Source organism: Subtercola vilae, assembly GCF_004923255.1.
Lineage (GTDB): Bacteria > Actinomycetota > Actinomycetes > Actinomycetales > Microbacteriaceae > Subtercola > Subtercola vilae.
In genome coordinates, this window is record NZ_QYRT01000001.1 from 19372 (window position 1) to 40779 (window position 21408).

At 59.8% G+C, this 21408-nt stretch carries 22 protein-coding genes and 2 tRNA genes; 10 read left to right on the forward strand and 14 right to left on the reverse strand.

The features are described from left to right. Positions 1 to 2: 2 nt before the first annotated feature. Positions 3 to 899 carry a class E sortase gene (locus D4765_RS00105; RefSeq protein WP_237280183.1) on the reverse strand — a complete coding sequence of 299 codons (897 nt, stop codon included), beginning with the start codon at positions 897 to 899 and terminating at the stop codon, positions 3 to 5. A gap of 104 nt (positions 900 to 1003) precedes the next feature. Between D4765_RS00105 and D4765_RS00110 the strand changes: the two genes are divergently transcribed. Next, entirely contained in the window at positions 1004 to 1243 is a 240-nt protein-coding gene (locus D4765_RS00110) for a cell division protein CrgA (RefSeq protein ID WP_136640187.1), read from the forward strand. A gap of 85 nt (positions 1244 to 1328) precedes the next feature. On the opposite strand, the gene D4765_RS00115 is transcribed toward D4765_RS00110, so the two are convergent. Next, entirely contained in the window at positions 1329 to 2207 is an 879-nt protein-coding gene (locus D4765_RS00115; protein WP_136640188.1) for a rhomboid family intramembrane serine protease, read from the reverse strand. After that, on the reverse strand, positions 2208 to 2747 hold the full coding sequence (locus tag D4765_RS00120) for a peptidylprolyl isomerase (protein ID WP_136640189.1): 540 nt from the start codon (positions 2745 to 2747) through the stop codon (positions 2208 to 2210). Between the two features lie 142 nt (positions 2748 to 2889). On the opposite strand from D4765_RS00120, the gene D4765_RS00125 reads away from it, so the two are divergent. Continuing rightward, positions 2890 to 3408, forward strand: coding sequence for a hypothetical protein (locus D4765_RS00125; protein WP_136640190.1), 519 nt, complete (start codon positions 2890 to 2892; stop codon positions 3406 to 3408). Positions 3409 to 3505: 97 nt separating this feature from the next. Here D4765_RS00125 and D4765_RS00130 read toward each other — a convergent pair. The 10 genes from D4765_RS00130 to dnaA form a co-directional block, all read right to left on the reverse strand. Further along, a tRNA-Ala gene (locus tag D4765_RS00130) sits at positions 3506 to 3578 on the reverse strand. A 64-nt stretch (positions 3579 to 3642) separates the two neighbouring features. Beyond that, a tRNA-Ile gene (locus D4765_RS00135) sits at positions 3643 to 3716 on the reverse strand. A gap of 57 nt (positions 3717 to 3773) precedes the next feature. Beyond that, positions 3774 to 4181, reverse strand: a complete 408-nt coding sequence (locus D4765_RS00140; RefSeq protein WP_136640191.1) for a DUF3566 domain-containing protein — start codon at positions 4179 to 4181, stop codon at positions 3774 to 3776. After that, positions 4174 to 6735 (reverse strand): DNA gyrase subunit A, encoded by a 2562-nt coding sequence (gene gyrA, locus D4765_RS00145; protein WP_136640192.1) that lies wholly within the window; start codon positions 6733 to 6735, stop codon positions 4174 to 4176. Before gyrA ends, D4765_RS00140 begins: the two co-directional genes overlap by 8 nt. A gap of 27 nt (positions 6736 to 6762) precedes the next feature. Next, a complete protein-coding gene (gyrB, locus tag D4765_RS00150; protein WP_136640193.1) occupies positions 6763 to 8724 on the reverse strand; it encodes a DNA topoisomerase (ATP-hydrolyzing) subunit B in 1962 nt (653 codons plus the stop codon). Between the two features lie 122 nt (positions 8725 to 8846). After that, entirely contained in the window at positions 8847 to 9266 is a 420-nt protein-coding gene (locus D4765_RS00155; protein ID WP_237280184.1) for a DciA family protein, read from the reverse strand. A 79-nt stretch (positions 9267 to 9345) separates the two neighbouring features. Further along, positions 9346 to 10530 (reverse strand): DNA replication/repair protein RecF, encoded by a 1185-nt coding sequence (gene recF / locus D4765_RS00160; protein ID WP_136640195.1) that lies wholly within the window; start codon positions 10528 to 10530, stop codon positions 9346 to 9348. A gap of 30 nt (positions 10531 to 10560) precedes the next feature. Beyond that, complete coding sequence (gene gnd / locus D4765_RS00165; RefSeq protein ID WP_136640196.1) at positions 10561 to 11448, reverse strand: phosphogluconate dehydrogenase (NAD(+)-dependent, decarboxylating); 888 nt, start codon at positions 11446 to 11448, stop codon at positions 10561 to 10563. 11 nt (positions 11449 to 11459) lie between these two features. Next, positions 11460 to 12605, reverse strand: a complete 1146-nt coding sequence (dnaN, locus tag D4765_RS00170; protein ID WP_136640197.1) for a DNA polymerase III subunit beta — start codon at positions 12603 to 12605, stop codon at positions 11460 to 11462. 353 nt (positions 12606 to 12958) lie between these two features. Then, positions 12959 to 14380 carry a chromosomal replication initiator protein DnaA gene (gene dnaA, locus D4765_RS00175; protein WP_136640198.1) on the reverse strand — a complete coding sequence of 474 codons (1422 nt, stop codon included), beginning with the start codon at positions 14378 to 14380 and terminating at the stop codon, positions 12959 to 12961. A 324-nt stretch (positions 14381 to 14704) separates the two neighbouring features. Here dnaA and rpmH point away from each other — a divergent pair, with 324 nt between their 5' ends. From rpmH to D4765_RS00215, 8 genes are all read left to right on the forward strand, one after another. Then, complete coding sequence (rpmH, locus tag D4765_RS00180) at positions 14705 to 14842, forward strand: 50S ribosomal protein L34 (protein ID WP_055810406.1); 138 nt, start codon at positions 14705 to 14707, stop codon at positions 14840 to 14842. Between the two features lie 25 nt (positions 14843 to 14867). Further along, the gene (gene rnpA / locus D4765_RS00185; protein ID WP_136640199.1) at positions 14868 to 15296 is read left to right on the forward strand and encodes a ribonuclease P protein component; all 429 of its coding nucleotides are present in this window, start codon (positions 14868 to 14870) and stop codon (positions 15294 to 15296) included. After that, a complete protein-coding gene (yidD, locus tag D4765_RS00190) occupies positions 15293 to 15604 on the forward strand; it encodes a membrane protein insertion efficiency factor YidD (protein ID WP_136640200.1) in 312 nt (103 codons plus the stop codon). The genes rnpA and yidD overlap by 4 nt, the downstream gene beginning before the upstream one ends. Before the next feature lie 8 nt (positions 15605 to 15612). Continuing rightward, positions 15613 to 16587 carry a membrane protein insertase YidC gene (gene yidC, locus D4765_RS00195; RefSeq protein ID WP_136640201.1) on the forward strand — a complete coding sequence of 325 codons (975 nt, stop codon included), beginning with the start codon at positions 15613 to 15615 and terminating at the stop codon, positions 16585 to 16587. 140 nt (positions 16588 to 16727) lie between these two features. Continuing rightward, the gene (locus tag D4765_RS00200; protein ID WP_237280196.1) at positions 16728 to 17231 is read left to right on the forward strand and encodes a Jag family protein; all 504 of its coding nucleotides are present in this window, start codon (positions 16728 to 16730) and stop codon (positions 17229 to 17231) included. 340 nt (positions 17232 to 17571) lie between these two features. Further along, a complete protein-coding gene (gene rsmG, locus D4765_RS00205) occupies positions 17572 to 18198 on the forward strand; it encodes a 16S rRNA (guanine(527)-N(7))-methyltransferase RsmG (RefSeq protein ID WP_136640342.1) in 627 nt (208 codons plus the stop codon). Positions 18199 to 18534: 336 nt separating this feature from the next. Beyond that, positions 18535 to 19446, forward strand: coding sequence for a ParA family protein (locus tag D4765_RS00210; protein ID WP_136640202.1), 912 nt, complete (start codon positions 18535 to 18537; stop codon positions 19444 to 19446). Beyond that, positions 19439 to 20416, forward strand: coding sequence for a ParB/RepB/Spo0J family partition protein (locus tag D4765_RS00215; RefSeq protein ID WP_136640203.1), 978 nt, complete (start codon positions 19439 to 19441; stop codon positions 20414 to 20416). Before D4765_RS00210 ends, D4765_RS00215 begins: the two co-directional genes overlap by 8 nt. A 16-nt stretch (positions 20417 to 20432) precedes the next feature. Here the strand turns inward: D4765_RS00215 and D4765_RS00220 are convergent, their stop codons facing one another. Further along, positions 20433 to 21407: a D-alanine--D-alanine ligase family protein gene (locus D4765_RS00220; RefSeq protein WP_136640204.1), complete on the reverse strand. Its 975-nt coding sequence runs from the start codon at positions 21405 to 21407 to the stop codon at positions 20433 to 20435. Between the last annotated feature and the right edge of the window lies 1 nt (position 21408).

Sequence of the window (21408 nt, forward strand, 5' to 3'; positions counted from 1 at the left end):
GGTCAGGCCCCTTTTCCGGTCAGCCCGGCGATGGCGGCCGGAGGCCCATCGCTTCGGGGAGTGAACGATTGAAGCACACCGTAGGCGATGATGCGCTCAGACGCGATATAGAGCGGGTTGCAGCTTGTCAGCGTGATGAGGCGGTCAGTTGCAGCAGCCGTCGGGGCCTGGGGAACCGCGCTCAACACGTCGACGCCGTCGGGGCTCACGTACTCTGTATCGCGGTAGATGTAGGTGTACCAGCCGTCTTGCGTCTCGACGTAGATCGGGTCGCCGATCTGCAACTCGTTGATCTTGATGAAGGGGCTGCCCCAACCGTCGCGGTGTGCGGCAATGGCGAAGTTGCCCATGTCGCCCGGCATCTGGCTCTGGTCATAGTGGCCGGCACCTCCGCCGTTCAGAACGGTTTTGGCGTCGACGCCCTGTGCGACGGTGCGCTTGTAGTCCGCCCCGAAGCGCGGCACGTACAGAACGGCGAACTGCTTCGTGTCTGCGGGAGCCACCATCACGACGGGGGCAGCACCAGAACCGGCAGCAGACGGGGTCGGGGTCGAGCCGGCTGCACCCGTCGGCGCTACGGCGGTCGGAGCCGGAGTGGCTGCACTCCACTGCTGTGAGAGGCCAGAGGCCTCATTGGTCTGGGTGCTGTTCAACGCGATGCCTTGAATCCACAGCTGCCAGCCGAGAAAGAGGAAGACGAGAACGCCGGCGGTGATGAGCACCTCACCAGCCACTCCGATGACGCTTCGAACGATCGAGCGGCGCTCGGCCGGATGATGCCTCGGGCGGCGGTGCTGGGGCTCATGGCGCGGCGACTCGTCTTCGCGCGGCGGGCGCGACTCGTCTCCCGGCTGCTCCGGCTCGGGATCGTCGTTAAAAAGTGAGCTTATCTCTGACACGGCATCCATACTATGAGGTGAAAATGACCAGAAGCTGAGTTACCAAAAGGGTATCAAGTCTCGTTTTCGGCGGTCGACCAGCATTCCCAGCTAGAATCATCGGCATGGCCCGCGAGAAAACACGTTCCCTGCAAGTCGCGAAAGCGTCGAGTGATGAGTCGACCCCGAATCCCGTCTGGTTCAAGCCGGTCATGTTCGGTTTCATGCTCGTCGGTCTTGTGTGGATCATCGTGTTCTACGTCAGCCAGGGCATCCTGCCCATCCCCGATCTCGGCAGCTGGAACATCCTCATCGGCTTCGGTATCGCCTTCGTGGGTTTTCTCATGACCACCCGCTGGCGCTGATCCAGCCCTTCACAACGGCGAGACTTACACGGGTGTAATTATCCCCAATGTGTATAAGCCTGTGTATAACTCACGGCTCTGCCTGTTAGTAAAAGCTGCGTGCAACCGTAACGATCACCAGCAACACCAGCACAGCCGCTGATGCAAATATCTGAACAGGCTGTTGTTGTGGGCGCCTGGTCTTCATGTAGATGAACCCCACGAGGCCACCGACCACCAGCCCGCCGACGTGCACCTGCCAGGCGATTCCCGGTACCAGAAAGCCGATCGCCAGGTTCAGCACCAGCAGCACAACGAGCTGCTGCATGTTGCCACCCAGCGTGCGCGAGATGATGAAGAACGCACCCATCAGACCGAATATCGCGCCCGAGGCTCCGATCACCGGCTGCCCGGCAGTGGCGAGAACATCCATCGCCACCGCGCCGCCCACCGCTGCCAGTAGGTAGAGCGCCAGAAAGCGCAGCCGCCCGATCATCGGTTCGAGAATGCGGCCGAAGATGTACAACGAATACATGTTCAGCAGAATGTGCAGCAGTGAAAATGGCGAGCTGATCGTGAATGGATTGTGCACGAATGCATACGTCAGCATGCGCCACGGCTCAACACCGATACCGAACAGCGGCTGGCTGTAGGCGCCGGCGTACTGCAGGGCGTTTGTCACCCCGAGCCCGGGTATGAGTTGCAGCACGTAGACGAATACCGTCAAACCTATGAGTGAGTAGGTCGCGACGGGAGCATTCGACGAACGTGAAGTGGCCCGTGCTGCCCGAATCAGCGCGGGGCGCTTGTTGTATTCCTGGCTGCGGCGCCCCTCACGGGCGCAGTCGACGCAGTGAACGCCTACGGCCGCCTGCACCGAACACTCGGGGCAGACGGTCTTGCCACAGCGCTGGCAGAGAATGTAGCTCTGCCGGTTCGGGTGACGGTAGCAGAAGTTCGCATCCGTCTCCGGAATGGTTGACAACTAAACCTCAGCGACCTCGACTGATTCGACGACAACAGCGTCGAGCGGGCGGTCGTACGCGTCGGTTGCCACCGCAGCGAGCTTGTCGACGATGCGCTTCGACGAGTCATCTGCGACCTCACCGAAGATGGTGTGCTTGCCCTGCAGCCAGGTAGCCGGCCCGACGGTGATGAAGAACTGAGAACCGTTGGTGCCCTGCCCACCCTGGATGCCCGCATTCGCCATCGCCAGAATGTAGGGCTCGACGAAGCCGAGCTCAGGGTTGATCTCGTCGTTGAAGCGGTAGCCGGGGCCGCCGGTGCCATTGCCGAGCGGGTCGCCACCCTGAATCATGAAGCCCGGGATGATGCGGTGAAAGATGCTGCCGTCATAAAGTTTGGCGGTGGTGGCCGCGCCCGTCTTCGGGTCGGTCCATTCGCGCTCGCCCGCGGCAAGGCCGACAAAGTTCTTGACGGTCTGGGGGGCATGGTTGCCGAAGAGGTTGACAGAGATGTCGCCGAGGTTGGTGTGGAACGTCGCGACGTGGGTGTGCTTGGCCATGGATCAATTCTCACACAGTGCCCCGCTCATACAGTCAAGGGTCAGCGTAAAGAAGGAGGATAGTCAGGCTGCGATGTTTGGTGCCAAGCTAGACCGTGGCAAGATTGTGATCTACCGCGTTCGTAGCCGATGGAGGTTTCTGATGAGTCTCACCCGTAAGCGCCAAAAGGCACTCAAGCGTCTGCGCAGCAGCGCCGAGGATCTCTGGTTCGACCAGCAGAGCATTCTCGACCGTGCCAACCACGTCGCGCGTGAGGCGAAGCTTCAGCTCGGCGAGCTGACCAAAGAAGAAGTTGTGCCGCGTGTGAAGACCGCGACCGACTCCATTGCACCGACCATTGCCCGCAACATCGCTGCAGCCAAGGTTGCCGGCGACCAGGTGCGCTCCAAGTGGGCCTCCGACGTTCTGCCGGCGCTCGGCAGCACACTCACATCGGCCGCCGACGTCTTTCACGTCAGCGACAACACTTCGGTGAAGAAGGCCATCGCCAAAGTCGCCCCCAAGCCCGCCAAGAAATCGTCGCACCTCGGCGCCTATGCTGCAATCATCACCGGCACGGTGGCACTGGTCGGCATCGGTTACGCCGTCTGGCAGACCTTCCGCGCCGATGACGAGCTCTGGATCAGCGAAGACGAGATCGACGCCACCCCCGCCTCGTAGCTCAAACACAAGAGAAGCCCGGCCCTCATCGAGGTGCCGGGCTTCTTTTGTGCAATTCAGTCTCGCCGGGCAGGGACCGGCGAGACAAATAATTCAGTGGAGCCTAGGAGAATCGAACTCCTGACCTCCTGCTTGCAAAGCAGGCGCTCTACCAATTGAGCTAAGGCCCCCAATGCGCCAAACGCATGTCTCAGAGCACACCGTGTTCTGAGACGCACTATTTAGCTAACACAGTGGGGGTACCGGGATTTGAACCTGGGACCTCTTCATTATCAGTGAAGCGCTCTAACCAACTGAGCTATACCCCCGCTTGGGCAGTTGCGTTTCGTTTTCGTAAAACGCAACTTTGTAATACTACCCAAAACCTACTTATTCGTGAAACCGAGCATCACTCCACCTGTGATCTTGACGGTCAGATTGTAGAGAACAGCCGAGATCGCGCCAAGAGCCGTGATTACGATGATGTCGAGAATGGCCACAATCACCGCGAACCCCATCACCTGGCCGAGCGAGGCGAACTGATCGACGCTCACATTGCCCGTTCCGGCAATCTCTACCAGCAGCTTGTTCACCGAGTCGAACACACCGGTCTGCTGCAGCAGCGACCAGATCAGAAACGCGGCGACGACGGTGACGATACCGAGCACGATCGACCACAGAAACGAGATCTTGAGAATCGACCAGAAGTCGACGTACACCAGGCGCAGGCGCACCTGCTTGGTCTGTGTGGGCCGTGATGACTTCTTTGCAAGCTTTTCAGCTACGTTACTCATCGGTCGGTGCTTCCTCTCCGGCATCTTCAGACGTCTGCGGTTCTGCGCCAGGGTCTGAAACTACGGTGCGTTCGGTGTTTTTGGCCAGCGCGATTATGCGATCTTCATCGGCGAATCGCGCGAAGACAACACCCATGGTGTCTCGGCCTTTGGCCGGGACTTCGGCCACGGCAGAGCGTACCACCTTGCCGCTGGCAAGAACCACCAAGACCTCGTCTTCTTCGTCGACGATGAGCGCACCCGCAAGTTCGCCCCGTTCATCCTGAAGCTTGGCGACTTTGATGCCAAGGCCCCCCCGGCCCTGTAGCCGGTACTGCTCCACTGACGTGCGCTTGGCGTAACCGCCCTCGGTCACAACGAACACGAACCCGGCCTCTGAAACCACAGACGCGTCGAGCAGAACATCTTCGTCTCTGAATTTCATACCGATGACACCGGCCGTCGAGCGGCCCATCGGCCGAAGCGCCTCGTTCGAGGCGGTGAACCGAATCGACATGCCCTTCTTCGACACCAGGAGCACATCGGAGTCTTCTTCGACGAGCAGTGCTGAGACCAGCTCGTCGCCCTCCCGCAGGTTGATGGCGATGATGCCACCCGAGCGGTTGGTGTCGTACTCGCTGAGCGCAGTCTTCTTCAGCAGGCCATCCCGAGTGGCGAGTACCAGGTACGTCGCAGCCTTGTAGTCGCGAATGTCGAGAACCTGGGCGATCTGCTCATCGGGCCCGAGGGCCAGCAGGTTGGCGACATGCTGGCCTTTCGCGTCGCGGCCGGCCTCCTGCAGCTCGTAGGCCTTTGCTCGATACACGCGCCCTGTGGTGGTGAAGAACAGCAGCCAATGGTGCGTCGTGGTCACGAAGAAGTGTTCGACCACGTCGTCTGCACGCAGCTGGGCACCCTTCACGCCCTTGCCACCGCGGTGCTGGCTGCGGTAGTTGTCGCTGCGCGTGCGCTTGATGTAGCCGCCGCGCGTGACGGTGACCACCATCTCCTCTTCGGGGATGAGGTCTTCCATGTTCATGTCGCCGTCGAAACCGAACATGATCTCGGTGCGGCGGTCGTCGCCGAACTTCGTGGCGATCTCGGTGAGCTCTTCGGTGATGATCTCGCGCTGGCGAGCCGGGCTGCCGAGGATCACGTGGAATGCGTCGATCTCGACTTGGAGCTCGGCTGCCTCATCGGCGATCTTCTGGCGTTCGAGGGCAGCCAGCCGACGCAGCTGCATGGTCAGAATGGCGTCAGACTGAACTTCGTCGATCTCGAGCAGCGCCATGAGGCCGGTGCGTGCGTCGTCGACAGTGTCAGAACGGCGGATGAGCGCGATGACCTCGTCGAGTGCATCCAGAGCCTTCAGGTACCCGCGCAGAATATGCATGCGCTCTTCGGCGCGGCGCAGGCGGAACTGGGTGCGACGCACGATGACGTCGATCTGGTGCGTGACCCACTCGGTGATGAACCCGTCGATCGGCAGCGTGCGGGGGATGCCGTCGACGATGGCGAGCATGTTCGCGCCGAAGTTCTCTTGCAGTGAAGTGTGCTTGTAGAGGTTGTTGAGCACGACCTTCGCCACCGCATCGCGCTTCAGTACGATGACGAGGCGCTGGCCGGTGCGGCCGGAGGTCTCGTCGCGAATGTCGGCGATGCCACCGATCTTGCCGTCTTTGACGAGCTCGGCGATCTTGATGGCCAGGTTGTCGGGGTTGACCTGGTACGGCAACTCGGTGACCACCAGGCAGTTGCGCCCCTGCAGCTCTTCGACGCTCACAACAGCGCGCATGGTGATCGAGCCACGGCCTGTGCGATACGCGTCGTGAATACCCTTCACGCCGAGAATCTGAGCGCCGGTGGGAAAGTCGGGGCCCTTGATGCGCTGCATGAGCGCGTCTTGTAGTTCTTCGCGCGTCGCATCGGGGTTCTCGAGGTACCAGATGGCACCGGCGGCAACCTCGCGCAGGTTGTGTGGTGGGATGTTCGTGGCCATGCCGACGGCAATACCCACCGACCCGTTGACGAGCAGGTTCGGAAAACGGCTCGGCAGCACAATGGGCTCGAGCGTACGACCGTCGTAGTTGTCTTGAAAGTCGACGGTCTCCTCTTGGATGTCGCGCACCATCTCGAGCGCCAACGGAGCCATCTTCGTCTCGGTGTACCGCGGGGCCGCAGCACCGTCGTTGCCCGCCGAACCGAAGTTGCCCTGCCCGAGTGCGAGCGGATACCGCAGGCTCCAGGGCTGGATCAGACGCACCAGCGCGTCGTAGATGGAGGCGTCACCGTGGGGGTGGAACTGCCCCATCACCTCGCCCACCACACGGGCAGACTTCGAGAACGCGCGGTCGGGCCGGTAGCCGCCGTCGTACATCGCGTAGATCACGCGGCGATGAACCGGCTTCAGACCGTCGCGCACGTCAGGCAGAGCGCGCCCGACGATGACGCTCATCGCGTAGTCGAGGTACGAGCGCTGCATCTCGAGTTGAAGGTCGACCTGCTCGATGCGGTCTGTTGTCATTCCGCGTGAGTCGGGCGCAATCGAGTCACCGGTGGGAGTTTCGTCAGTCATGGTTCTCTTTGATCTGTTGGAGAAGAATTAGATATCGAGGAAGCGAACGTCTTTGGCGTTCTTCTGAATGAAGTTGCGCCGCGATTCGACGTCTTCACCCATCAGTGTTGAGAAGACCTCGTCGGCCGCAGCGGCGTCGTCGAGGGTGATCTGGCGGAGGGTTCGCGTGTCGGGGTCCATCGTGGTGTCCCACAGCTCGCGGTAGTCCATCTCACCGAGGCCCTTGTACCGCTGGATGGCATTCTCTTTGGGGATGCGCTTGCCCGACGCGGCACCGTGCGCGAGCATCGCGTCGCGCTCAGCGTCGGTGTATACATACTCGTGCGGCGCGTTCGACCACTTGATGCGGTAGAGCGGCGGCATGGCGAGGTAGACGTAGCCCAGCTCGATGAGCGGTCGCATGTAGCGGAACACCAGCGTGAGCAGCAACGTCGTGATGTGCTGGCCGTCGACGTCGGCATCGGCCATCAGCACGATCTTGTGGTACCGGGCCTTCTCCGGGTTGAAGTCCTCACCGATTCCCGCGCCGAAGGCGGTGATCATGGCCTGAACCTCGTTGTTGCCGAGGGCTCGGTCAAGCCTCGCCTTCTCGACGTTCAGAATCTTGCCACGCAGCGGCAGGATGGCCTGGGTCTCCGGGTTTCTGCCCTGAATGGCCGAACCTCCGGCCGAGTCGCCCTCCACAATGAAGATCTCACTCTTGGCGGGGTCTCGGCTCGAGCAGTCTTTGAGCTTGCCGGGCATGCCGCCACCCTCGAGAAGCCCTTTACGACGGGTCTGCTCACGAGCCTTGCGTGCGGCCATACGTGCCTGCGAGGCCTGGATGGCTTTTCTAATGATCTCGCGGGCCTGCGACGGGTTGCGGTCGAACCAGTCGGCGAGCTCTTTGCCGGCCACCCGTTGAACGAATGCCTTCGCCTCGGTGTTGCCGAGCTTCGTCTTCGTCTGGCCCTCGAACTGCGGCTCGGCGAGCTTCACAGAGATGACAGCTGTGAGACCCTCGCGTACGTCATCGCCCGTGAGGTTCTCGTCTTTTTCCTTGAGGATGGTCTTCTCACGTGCATACCTGTTCACCAGTGAGGTCAGTGCAGCGCGGAAACCCTCTTCGTGGGTACCGCCCTCATGGGTGTTGATGGTGTTCGCATACGTGTGAACGCTCTCGGTGTACCCGTTCGTCCACTGCATAGCCACTTCGAGCGAGATCTTACGGTCGGTGTCTTCGCTCTCGAACGAGATGACCTCGTCGTGCACCAGCTCATTCTTCTTCGTACGGTTCAGGTATTCGACGTAGTCGACGAGGCCATTCTCATAGAGGTAGCTGACCACCACATCTTCTTCGCCTCGCTCGTCAGTGAGCGTGATGCGGAGGCCCTTGTTCAGAAACGCCATCTGCTGAAAACGGGCGCGCAACGTTTCGTAGTCGAACTCGACGGTCTCGAAGGTCTCGCGGCTCGGCCAGAACGTCACCGTCGTACCGGTCTCGGTCGAGGCCTCGCCCATTTCGAGCGGCTCCTGCGGCACGCCGTGCTTGTAACTCTGGCGCCACACGTGACCCTGGCGGCGAACCTCGACGTCGAGTTCTGCCGAAAGGGCATTCACGACGGAGATACCCACGCCGTGCAGGCCACCCGAGACCGAGTAGCCGCCGCCGCCGAACTTGCCGCCGGCGTGCAGGATGGTCAGCACCACTTCGACCGTCGACTTGTTCTCGTGCTTGTTCAGATCGACCGGAATGCCGCGACCGTTGTCGACGACCCGAATGGCACCGTCTTCACGCATCGTGATGCCGATGGTGTCGCAGTAGCCGGCCAAGGCCTCGTCTACCGAGTTGTCGACCACCTCGTAGACAAGGTGATGCAGCCCCCGTGGGCCGGTCGAACCGATGTACATTCCGGGCCGTTTGCGAACCGCCTCGAGACCCTCGAGGATCTGGATTGCATCGGCACCGTATTCTGATTCGGAGTCGGCCTGGTCGAGTGGGGATGTCATATATAAATAGGCTCCAAAAACAGAAGGATTGCGACTATTTATTCTACCAAACTAACTTCGCTTTCCGAGCTTTGAAGGCGATCTGGGGCGTTTATTTCGGGTGGGTGACCAGTTTTGCCTCCCTAGCCGTATGTATCGCGTGGGCCCCGCCCTGGAATTGATCTGGAGCCTCTTTTCCACGAAGGGGCGTCGGGGGCGAGAAAGCGTACCGACTCGATGCCCGCTTCGGGGAACTCCTGGACGATGCGCGTCATGATCATCGTTCGCATGTGACGCAGTTGAGTCGCCCACGCCGTGGAGTCACATTGAACGGTCAGAACAGAGTCGGTGATGCCTGTCGGATGACTGTGCTCAGCCGTGTCGACCCCGGCAATCTCTTTCCACGCGAGCATCAGGTCTGACTTGGCCAGAGCACCGTTCCAGCCGAGGTCGCCGGTGAGGGCATCCAGAACCGAGCTGATGCCCCTGGGGTCGCGCCCCAGACCGTACGGCACCGATTCGCCCGTGGGAATGCGGCTCTGCCGAAGTTTTAGGCGGCTCATCGACTTCGAATCGCCGAAGGCCTGTTTGAACCGCAAGTAGACCGACTGTGATTCGGTCGAGGGGGCAGGTTTCTCTGACTCAGGCATCGGCGGCCGGGTCGACGATGGTTCCGGCGGAGATGTGCACGGTGTGGGCGGCAAGCGCGGGTGGCACATCGTCGAAGACAGCGGCGGTGATGAGAACCTGCTCGTAGTCGGCCACCGCGGCCGCGAGCCGTGTTCGCCTCGCTTGGTCGAGTTCTGCAAAGACGTCATCGAGAATCACCACCGGATCGCCGCTCGTTGAATCGACCCGTAGCAGGTCTGCGGAAGCTATTTTCAGAGCAAGCGCGAACGACCACGACTCACCGTGGCTCGCATAGCCTTTGGCGGGCAGGCCATTCAGCTGAAAAACCACATCGTCGCGGTGCGGCCCACAGAGCGTGATGCCCCGATCGAGTTCCTGTCGCCGCAATCGCACGAGAGCTGCACGAAAATCGCTCTCGATATCGGCACGAATAACGGGGGAATCGGTGGCGACCAACGCTTCGTCAGCGTCGGCGGTGTCGTCATCAGTCGAATTCGACGAGAGGATGCTCAACCGACTCATCAGCCGGGGTGAGTGATCTGCTCCGGCAACCGCCAGGTACGCAGCCTCGACGTGTGGCCGCAGCCGAGCGACAAGGGCGTCGCGCTCGGCGATGATCTCTGAACCGAGAGCAACGAGCCGATCATCCCAGATCTCGAGCGTCGACAGCTGGTTGGCCTTCACCCCGGAATTGCGTGCAGATTTCAACAGCGTGTTGCGCTGCCGAAGCACACGGTCGTAGTCGCTGGCGACGCCGGCAAGCCGTGGAGTTCGGGCCACCAGAAGCTGATCGAGAAATTTTCGCCGCACCGACGGGTCGCCCCGCACAAGGGCGAGGTCTTCTGGCGCGAACAGAACACTGGAGAAGAACCGCGGAATCTCGCGGATCTTGACCATCGAGCGGTTCACCTGCGCCCGGTTGGCCTCAGACTTGTTGATCTGCACTTCGACGAGAACCTCGCGGCCCTGGTGTTCGAGTCGGGCCCGGATGATCGCCGCCTGCGTCGTGCTCCGGATGAGGGCCTGATCGCTCGACACCCTGTGCGAGCCGAGTGTGCTGAGGTACCCCAGCGCCTCGACCAGGTTCGTCTTGCCCTGCCCGTTGCTGCCGACGAAGAGGTTGGCACCGGGCTGGAGCGCCACCTCAGCCGCCGAGTAGTTTCGGAAGTCGGTGAGGCTGAGGTGGCGAACTAGCACTTCAGGGCAGTGGCGGTCGTGAGTGAACGACTAGTCGTTCTTCTTCACGGCGTGACCACCGAACTGGTTGCGAAGTGCCGCGACGGCCTTCATCGCGGGTGAATCGTCTTGACGTGATACGAAACGAGCAAAGATCGATGCACTGATCGTGGGCACGGGTACCGCGTTCGCGATGGCTTCCTCGATGGTCCATCGCCCCTCGCCGGAGTCTTCGACGTAGCCTTCGATGTCGACGAATTCAGGGTCTTCTTCAAGCGCGAGCACGAGAAGTTCGAGCAACCAGGAGCGCACGACGGTGCCGCGCTGCCAGGCCTTGAATGTTCCTGTGACATCTTTGATGATGTCTTTCTTGGTGTCGAGCAGCTCGTAACCCTCGGCATAGGCCTGCATGAGGGCATACTCGATGCCGTTGTGAACCATCTTGGCGTAGTGGCCTGCACCGACTTCGCCGACGTGCACGAAGCCCTCTTCGCGCGGGCCCTCGGGGCGAAGCGCGTCGAAAATGGGCATCGCCCGTTCGATGTCTTCTTTCTTGCCACCCACCATGAGGCCGTAGCCGTTCTTCAGGCCCCACACGCCGCCGGAGACGCCGGCGTCGACAAAGCTGATGCCCTTGGGGGCAAGCTCTTCGGCATGCTTGAAGTCTTCCGTGAAGCGGGAGTTACCGCCATCGATGATGAGGTCGCCCTCTTCGAGAACCGCGGAGAGGTCGTTGACCACAGAATCGGTGATCTTGCCCGCGGGAACCATCGCCCACACGATGCGGGGAGCGGTGAGCGCGGCCGCAAGAGCCGCCAGGTCGGGAACATCGCTGACCGCGGGGTTACTGTCGTAGCCAACCACGTCGATGCCTGCATTGCGCAGGCGCTCGCGCATGTTGTTCCCCATTTTTCCGAGGCCGATAAGTCCGATGTTCATCTTCGTGTCTCCTAGCGCAGCAGCAGGTTGGGTTGAAGCAAGTACTTGTAGTCATCGGAGCCAGCTTGGTCTTTCGATGACTGGCTGGTGATGAGAACGGGTCCCGGCTTGTTGGGGTTGTCGGTCTTGGTGAACGAGATGCGCACGTATTCGGAGTGCACGGCGCCCAGACCGTCAAGAAGGAACTGCGGCTTGAGAGAGACAACGGTGTCTGTACCGGTGAGAAGTGCGTCGATCGATTCGGAGGCCTGCGCCTGTTCTGAACCGATGGCCTCGAGGGTGACCCCGTCGATGGTGAAGGTGAAGCGCAGCGCGGCCTCGCGCTCGAGCACGAGTGACACACGCCGAGTGGCTTCGATGAGATCAGCGGTGTTGATGACCGCGTAGTTATCGACCGTCTCGGGAAAGAGTCGCTTGACGGGCGGAAAGTTGCCCTTGATGAGAAGTGACGTGACGGTTTTGCGATCGGCCTTGAACGCGATGAGTTCGCGCTCGTCTGTGTTGGTGATGGCGACAGAGATCGTGCCGCTGTTACCGAAGGTCTTGCCGATCTCCTGCAGCGTCTTCGCCGGCACGAGCGCCGTTGCGGTGTCGATGCTCGAGGTGCCTGAATCCCATTCGATCGTGCGAACGGCAACGCGGTAACGATCTGTCGCCACAAGCGACAGGCTGTTGTTCGATATTTCGAGCTGAACACCGGTGATCACCGGTGTGACATCGTCGCGTGAAGCTGCAACAGCGACCTGGGCAATGGCAGTCGAGAAGTCTTCTGCCTTGAGGAGCCCGGACTGTTCGTTCACGACCGGAAGGCTCGGATATTCCTCGACAGGCATGTTCAGAAGTGTGAACTTCGCCGAACCCGCCGTGACGATGATGTGGTGGTCTTCCGTGTAAAAACGCACCGGTGCGTTCGGCAGCCGGTTCGCGATGTCTGAGAGCAGTCGACCCGACACGAGAACCCGGCCCGGTTCTTCGACGTCAGCGGTGATTTGCGTCTGAGATGAGACTTCGTAGTCGAACGACGAAAGCGTGAGACCGTCACCGCTTGCCTCGATCAGAACACCGCTCAGAATCGGCAGCGTGGTGCGCTGGGGAAGAAGCTTCACAGCGAACGACACAGCCTCGCTGAAAACGTCTCTGTTGGCTTGGAACTTCACGCGCTTCACCTCAGGTTTACGTAATGGTCGGTCAATGCTATCCGGTGCTGAGTCGTCTCGCTCTACGTTCGTGTCGTGCAGCTGTGACGGCGGTAAAAGTTATTGGCCAGTTAATTAATTGATTAATGATTAATCTTCTTAACCGACGTGGATATGTGGAGAACTCGTGAACTTCACTGTAATTCTGCGGGAACTACAACCGTGTGAGTTGTTGAAACGCAGTACAAACTTCTTGTAATTCACCCTGTGTGAGCGAGTGAGGGCTGACGCACTACTCACACTCGTCCACAGCTCATCAACACTTCCAGAGGGTTTATACACAGGGTTGTGCACAACATGTGGAAACTGGTTGTTCACACGCTTTTGTAGCGCTGGTTGTGTTTGATTCGGGTGCTGATCTCGGTCACTTGGTTGTAAATGGAACGCTTTTCGGTCATTAACTTGCCGATTTTATTGTTCGCATACATCACGGTCGTGTGGTCGCGTCCACCGAACAGTTGGCCGATCTTGGGCAGTGAGAGGCTGGTGAGCTCCCGACACAGGTACATGGCAATCTGGCGGGCCGTCGCGATGGCCTGTGAACGTGACGAGCCATACAGGTCGTCTACCGACAATTTGAAGTACTCGGCCGTGTGGCCGATGATGTCGACCGGTGCGATGACGTTGTCGTCGTCGAGTGTGATGAGATCTTTCAGCACAGTCTGCACCAGGGCGAGGTCGACAGGGTTTCGGGTGAGGCTCGCGTACGCGGTGACTCTGATCAGGGTTCCTTCGAGTTCCCGAACATTCGACGACACCTTCGTTGCCATGTATTCGAGAATCTCGTCGGGAACCTGCAGCTTCTCGCTCTGCGCTTTCTTTCGCAGGATGGCGATGCGGGTCTCGAGGTCAGGAGTTTGAACATCCGTTATCAGGCCCCACTCGAACCTGGTTCGCATGCGGTCTTCGAATCCTGTCAGATGCTTGGGCGGCAGGTCGCTGGTGATGACCACCTGCTTGTTGTGGTCGTGCAGTGTGTTGAAGGTGTGGAAGAACGCCTCCTGGGTCTCAGCCTTGCCCTGCAGAAACTGGATGTCGTCGATGAGCAGCAAGTCGATGTCGCGGTAGCGCGAATGAAAGGCGGCGCCGCGGTTGTTGGCGATCGAGTTGATGAAGTCGTTCGTGAACTCTTCTGAACTGACGTATCGAACCCGCACCCCTGGGTAAAGGCTCATGGCGTAGTGACCGATGGCATGCAACAGATGTGTTTTGCCGAGCCCGGAGTCGCCGTAGATGAACAGCGGATTATAAGCCTTGGCCGGGGCCTCGGCCACTGCGACGGCAGCGGCGTGTGCGAATCGGTTCGAGCCGCCGATGACAAAGTTGTCGAAGCTGTATTTCGGATTCAGCCTGGTGTCGTTGTTGCGCAGCGGGCCCACGGTTTCTTGAACCGGGCTCGTTTCGATGTACACCGGAGCTGCCTCGACGGCGATCTCGGCCGGTTGGATGTAGTCGGAGCCATTGATGTCGGGATTCACCACGACGGCGAAGTTCGTGACGCCGAACGAATCGTCGAGCTTTCCGAGAGCCGAGAGCAGTGGCACCCGGATACGCTGCTCAAGCATTCCCCGGGTCAGATCGTTGGGAACCTCGAGATAGAAAGACCCGGCCATGATGCCTTTGGGAACGACCAGGCCGAGGAATCCGTGTAGTTGTGGGGTGATGCGTTCGTCAGACGACAGGGCATGCAACACTGTGCGCCAATTCGCCTCCGGAGATGCGGAATCGTCTGCCATGGAACTCCTGTCGAAAAGGATCGGTCCGCCCCGGGCGAATGCGAGGGAAAGATCAAAGTGTGCGTAACCGATTCCCCTGACAACACCGGCACAAACCTAAGCATCTAAGCTAATGACTGGCATGAGTTAGATCAAGTTCATTGTCTCCTCTACCCGCGTGTCATATCGCAGGGCGTCGAGGCGACTGTGGATAATTGGGCGTTTGTGCCGCTTCGGTTTGACCATTGGCGTTCGAAGCCGTAGTTTTAATCAGTTGACTTGTGTGCGTTGGCACACCTTACAAAGCTTCCCGGCAATATCGGCTGGGCCACGGAGAAACAGATCATGAGCAAAAGAACTTTTCAGCCCAACAATCGTCGTCGCGCCAAGGTGCACGGTTTTCGACTTCGCATGCGCACCCGTGCCGGCCGATCGATTCTTTCGGCTCGTCGTCGTAAGGGTCGCACCGAGCTCTCCGCTTAGTACACAGTCCTGATTTCGGGCTCCGGTGCTGGCTAAAACCTCTCGCATCACCACAGCAGATGAGTACCGTTCTGCTGTGCGCCGAGGTGCCAGGTTCGTCGCGCCCAATTCCGTCACGTACGTTCGTCGCGATTCCGGGTCGCCCACGCGCTTCGGATTCATCGTTGCGAAGTCGGTCGGGGTCGCTGTCGTACGTAATCGTGTGAGGCGACGGTTGAAGGCGGCCTGCTATTCGCTACTGCCGACGGTGATTCCGGGCTCGGATGTCGTCATCAGGGCGCTTCCCGGGGCGGCAACCCGTTCATTTGCTCAACTACGTGCCGAGCTGATCAAATCGCTGGGTAAGGCGTCTGTTTTATCGACGGCGTCGTTGTCTGCGGCGTCGGACTCGCCTGCTCAGTTTGCGGCTGCCGATTCAGTGCCCACCGACTCAGCGAATGGTTCGGCGGCATGAAGGCAGTGGCCCTGTGGGTGTTTCTTGTACCCCGCAATCTTGCAGTGCTCTTCCTCCGTTTCTACCGAGCGGTGATATCTCCGCTCTATGGTGACGTTTGCAGGTATTACCCCAGCTGTTCGTCTTACACTTTGCAGGCAATCCAACAACGCGGTCTGGTGATGGGGTCGGTGCTGGGCATCTATCGCATCATCAGATGCCACCCGTGGGCCGCTGGAGGAATCGACGACGTTCCTCCCGCTCGCAAACCGCACTTCCGTGTCACCAGATTCGGTTTCGTCGTAGCCAGTAGCCAAGGAAAGGGCTAGCCCGAAGCATGGACATTCCAGGATTCATCAGCACCATACTCTGGCCCATCAAATGGGTCGTCGAGCTGCTGCTCGTGTCATTCCACTCCCTGTTCGGAACACTGGGTATGGATCCGGCCGAAGGTCTCACCTGGGTTCTCTCCATCGTTGGCATGGTTCTTGTCATTCGTGCCGCGTTGATCCCCGTGTTTGTGCGGCAGATCAAGAGTCAGCGCAAGATGCTCGAGGTTGCTCCGCAGCTCAAGAAGATTCAAGACAAGTACAAAGGCAAGAAAGACCAGTTCTCCCGCGAGGCGATGTCTCGCGAGACCATGGAGCTCTACAAGCGCACCGGAACGAACCCGCTGAGCTCGTGTCTACCGCTTCTGCTTCAGATGCCTATCTTCTTCTCGCTGTTCTCGGTGCTGAATGATGCCCAGAAGGGCAACGCTGGCGTTGGGCTGCTGAATACACAACTCGCTCGACAGTTCGGTGACGCACAGCTGTTCGGTATCGCTCCCCTGCACATGAGCTTCCAGCAGGCAACGGGAACCGGCAATGTCGCGGTGATGGTGATCGCTGTGATCATGGTGATTCTGATGACAGGCTCGCAGTTCATCACCCAATTGCAGATCATGTCGCGCAATCAGTCGCCCGAAGCTAAGAACAGCCCGATGTTCAAGCAGCAGCGCATTCTGTTGTACATCCTTCCCCTCGTCTTCGCGTTCTCCGGCTTCTCGTTCCCGCTGGGCGTGATGTTCTATTGGCTCACATCCAACCTCTGGACCATGGGGCAGCAGTTCCTGGTCATTCGCAATATGCCCACCCCCGGTAGTGAGGCCGCGAAGGCGCGAGAGATCCGGCTGGCCAAAAAGGGTAAGTTGAACATCGCCACGGCATCTGACGGGTCTATCGACCATGTCGTTCTCGAGGCGCCGAAGACGACACAACGGCAGCAGCCGGTGGGAAAAAACAGAGCAAAGAAGCAAGGTGAGAAGAAGTGAGTGACGTGACTGACATCACTACCGAAGTCGAAGACATTCGGGCGGCAGATGGCTCGCCGGCTGTGCCATCAGCTAATTCGAACATCCGTTCGAATTCGTTTGACGGGCAAGATTCGAATACCAGTTCTATTGATGCATCGATTCCTGGCACTGATGCCGAGTCTCATGTAGCACCCAGTTCTGCCGCCAACCTCGAAGAAGAGGGCGACATTGCGGCCGATTACATCGAAGAGCTTCTCGACATCTGCGACCTCGATGGGGATATCGACATCGATGCGCGCGGTGGCCGGGCATACGTGTCGGTGAACTCCTCAGAAGACAGCAATCTTCGGCTCCTGTCGCAGCCTGACACGGTGCAGGCGCTCCAAGAACTCACCAGACTGGCTGTGCAGACGAAGACGGGCGGGTTCTCTCGGCTGATTCTGGATGTCGGCGGCAGTCGCCAGATTCGTGAGGCCGAGCTTGCACGCTTGGTCAGTTCTGCCATTGATCGTATCGAGGTGGGTGGGGAGGCCTCGGTCTCTCTCGAAGCGATGTCGTCATACGAACGCAAGGTGGTTCACGACATCGTGGCCGAACGAGGGTTCGTGTCGGCGTCGGAGGGTGAGGGCCGCGACCGGCACACGGTGATTTCGGCTGCGTAGTTTCACGTGAAACATTGGTGTGGCATCTGATCGGTGCCACACCATTTTTTTGCCCGAGACTCGGGTGGTGAGGCCGGGTCGAGCTGAGGTGTTCGCTGCGTAGGCTGTGGTATTGGTCGGGCGCTCGGCGCGAGTATAGATAGTGCGTGGGCTGAGTACTAATAGTGCGTGGTGTGGTTTTAGATCGTGCGTGGTGTGGTTTAGATAGTGCGCGGACGGTGTGATCTGAAGAGAAAGCGGTGGGTTTCGAATGAACGAAGAGAACTTGGGCGACGACAGCCAGACCGTGGCTGCTTCACCGGCCGTCACACCCGATGAGTCAGGACGGGTTCGTTATGACATTGACACCGTCGAGTCAGAGCCGGCAGCGGCCGCGACGATATTCGGCCCACATATAGCCAAAGCGCGCGCGTTCACGACCAACCTCGTCAGATTCGGTGACGAATACGGCCTTATCGGTCCGATGGAGCTACCGCGTCTATGGACGAGACACGTGTTGAATTGCGCTGTGGTCGCTCCCCTGCTGAAGCATGGTCGAGTGGGAGATATCGGCAGTGGCGCCGGCCTGCCTGGCCTGGTGCTCGCCATTGCTCGTCCAGATGTGGAGTTCGTTCTGATCGAACCAATGGAGCGGCGCGTGAAGTGGCTGAATGAACAGACATCCGAACTCGAGCTCGCGAACGTGACCGTAATCAGGGGTCGTGCCCAAGACGTTGGCTTCACGGGAGGACTCGACCAGATTACGGCTCGAGCTGTGAGTGCCTTCGGAAAACTGATTCCGATGTGTGCTCCGCTGGTGAAGCACGGCGGCGAGCTGGTTCTCATGAAGGGGAGCGGCGCCGAGGCCGAAATCGAGGCCGCTGCGAAACCGATTCGCAAGTTCAGGCTCACCAATGTCGAGGTGCTGGATCTCGGTGTGGGAGTGCTGGCCGAAAGCACTCGTGTCATCCGCGCAACCGTAGGTTAGGTCTGAATTTCGCGATAGCCGATCGATGCGGGCGTCCAGAGGCACTGACCTCATTGTTTCACGTGAAACTTCTCACCGACATGCCGCTCGGCTTCGATATTCGTAGCGCGGCAGGTACCTTAGAGATGGGCCGTTGTAGCGCATGAAACTAGGCTGTCTGACGCAACGGCTCTGACGTCGTTGGCCGAAATTGGGAGTGTTTCACGTGAAACATACACAACAAGAGCTGTCTGAAGCTATCCGCCACAGTCGCATATTCAGCATATTCAGCACGCACAAATGGCATAAATCGCACAAATTGCAAGAGATCCCCCGAACACATCGCAGAGAGAACGAATGACGAGCGAATCAGTCGGATACGACGCCTCAACGCCACTGGCGCGCGAGATAGCCGATCTCTCCCAGCGGCGCAGGGCAATTGCACTGGCAGAGTTCCCCTTACCAGCGAATACGCGTGTTTTTACTGTCGCAAATCAGAAGGGTGGGGTCGGTAAGACCACGACAACAGTGAATCTTGCGGCAGCCCTGGCCAAAACTGGGGCGAAAGTGCTGGTCGTTGATCTCGATCCGCAAGGCAATGCATCCACAGCTGTCGGGGTCGATCACCGAGCGGACACACCCAGTGTCTATGACATCTTGATTCGCGACGCCGCGCTTGAAGATGTTGTTCAGAAGAGCCCCGAATTCGATGGACTCTACTGTGCACCCGCGACAATTCATCTTGCTGGAGCAGAAATCGAGCTGGTACCGCTCGTAGCCCGCGAGTTGAGGCTCCGTGAGAGCCTGAATGGCTATTTGGAACGCCAAGCTGAGGTCGGTGCGCCGTACAACTACGTCTTCATCGACTGCCCCCCCTCGCTTGGGCTGCTCACGATAAACGCATTCGTCGCCGCCAGGGAAGTATTGATCCCGATCCAGTGCGAATACTATGCACTGGAAGGACTGAGCCAGCTGTTGTCGAACATCGCGCTGATCGAGCGGCATCTCAACCCCAAGTTGGGTGTCTCCACCATTCTTCTGACGATGTACGACGGCCGCACTCGCCTGGCATCTCAGGTTGCAGACGATGTGCGCACACATTTTCCGAAAGAGACGCTTCGCGCTGTGATTCCGCGCTCGGTACGGATCTCTGAGGCGCCCAGCTATGGGCAGACCGTCATCAGTTATGACCCGCAGTCTCCCGGTTCGCTTTCGTACCTCGAGGCCGCATCAGAAATTGCACGCAGAGGAGAATTCATTCATGGCTAACCCGAAACGCACCGGCCTTGGCCGCGGTATTGGCGCGCTGATCCCGACAATTGAGGAGTCACGCTCAGGTAGCCCGGTCGACGTGTTCTTCGCCGACCGAGGCGAGGGGGAGAGTGAACTGGTCTCCGTTCCCGGCGCAAAGCTGGCGAGCCTTGACCCGCAGAAGATCGTTCCGAACGCAAAGCAGCCACGTATAGAGTTCGATGCGGATGACCTCGCCGAACTGGTGCAGTCTATTCGCGAGGTGGGGGTACTGCAGCCCATCGTGGTGCGGGAACTGCCGCTCGAGACGGGCGCAATCCAGCAGTACGAGTTGGTAATGGGTGAACGCCGGTTACGCGCGAGCAAAGAGCTCGGTCTGGCAACGATTCCTGCCGTCATCAAAGATACCGCCGACGAGAATATGCTGCGCGATGCTCTTCTGGAGAACCTGCATCGTTCGCAGCTGAACCCGTTGGAAGAGGCTTCTGCGTACCAACAGCTGCTGGAGGACTTCAGTATCACGCAGGAGCAGCTCGCGACCCGCATCGGGCGTTCCCGCCCGCAGATCACCAACACAATCAGGCTACTGAAGCTTCCGACGGCTGTGCAGAAGCGCGTTGCCGCCGGAGTACTGAGCGCCGGTCATGCACGTGCAATTCTTTCGGTCGTCGATCCTGAAGAAATGGCCCTTCTCGCTGACAAGATTGTGAATGAAGACTTGTCTGTGCGAGCAGCTGAGGCCGTGGCTTCGCGGGCGCCTCGGGCCAAGCGGGTACGACCCACGGCGGGGCGCAGAAATGATCATCTCGACGAAATCGCTGAGCGTCTCGGCGACCGGTTGAACACTCGCGTAAAAGTGAGCCTCGGCAGCAGCCGCGGCCAGATCGTCATCGACTTCGCCACGATTCAAGACCTGAATCGCATTCTCACCGAGATGGGTGACCCGGGTTTTGGTCAGCAGGCGCAGCAACGCCCTCGGTTCGAGTAGACCGTTCGGTCTCGCTCTAAGAAGCGCTGCGGGCGAGGTCGCTGATGGCGACCTCGCCGAGTGCTTCATAGACGGTGCCGAGGTTCAGCCCAGCAGCGACGATGGCCTGCGGCACAAGCGAGGTTTCGGTGAGGCCGGGCAGCACGTTGGCCTCGAGAAACCAGGGTGTGCCTGTCTCATCAATGATGAGGTCGATGCGCGAGATGTGGCGAAGGCCAAGGGTTTGGTGGATGCCCAGGGCCGCCTCGGTGGCGCGCAACGCCACCTCGTCGTCGAGCCGCGCCGGCGTGTAGAACTGCGTCTCGCCCGCGTTGTATCTGGCCTCGAAAGAGTAAACCCCTGATCGGGGCACGATTTCGACTGCTGGAAGGGCAAATGGCCCGTCGCCGGTGTCGAGCACGCCGACGGAGACCTCGACGCCGACGACCTTGCGTTCGATGAGAGCCGTCTCGCCATAGGTGTACGCATCGACGACCGCGCGCGGCAGGTCGCCTTCGATTTCAACGACCGTGACACCTTGCGCTGAACCGCCCATGGCCGGCTTCACCACGACGGGCGTGCCGAGATATTTGAGCACTCCGTCGAGTACCTGCGAGGCCCCGAGTTCACGGAACGTCTCGCGCGGCAGCGTGATGGAGTCGGGTGTTTTGAAGCCGGCACGGGAGACAAGCACCTTGGCGGTTGGCTTGTGCCAGGCGAGCTGGGCCGCAGCCGTCTCAGAGCCCACGTAGGCAATACCTTGGGCACCCAGCAGCGCACGTAGCGAGCCGTCTTCGCCACTGGCACCGTGCAGGGCTGGCCAGACGATGTCGGGCGTGGTATCGGCGAGGTAACTGAGCAGTGACGCATCGGGCTCTCGAACGATGACGGTGTGCCCGCGCTTCAGGAGGCTGTCGGCGACCCGGCGACCCGATCGGAGCGACACATCTCGCTCGTGGGAGATGCCGCCGGCGAGAACGACGACGGTGCGGTGAGGCGAAACTTCAGTCATG